Raw genomic sequence first — 237 nt, 5'->3', positions numbered from 1 at the left:
ATCCGTCATAACGATTACTTCAAATGTCGTTTATGGCAAGAATACCGGCAATACTCCTGGTGGACGACGTACCGGAGAACCATTTGAACCTGGAGCTAATCCAATGCATGGACGTGATACGAAAGGAACGCTTGCTTCACTTTCATCAGTTGCCAAGATTCCTTATGCTTATGCAATGGATGGGATTTCCAATACCTTCTCTATTGTTCCTAAAGCATTAGGAAAAGAGGAGGTAAC

Annotated in this window: 1 protein-coding gene; it reads left to right on the top strand. The window is 43.0% G+C overall.

The genetic code is table 11. The annotated features are described in order from the left end of the window. On the top strand, nucleotides 1-237 hold a 237-nt coding region (locus tag RYX56_RS25160), incomplete at both ends, for a glycine radical domain-containing protein (protein WP_317124488.1).

The sequence above is a fragment of the Alkalihalophilus lindianensis genome, from assembly GCF_032843265.1.
Classification (GTDB): Bacteria; Bacillota; Bacilli; order Bacillales; family Bacillaceae_D; genus Alkalihalophilus; species Alkalihalophilus lindianensis.
Note: the sequence above shows the minus strand (reverse complement) of the source record. Positions and strands in the feature narration are given on the sequence as shown.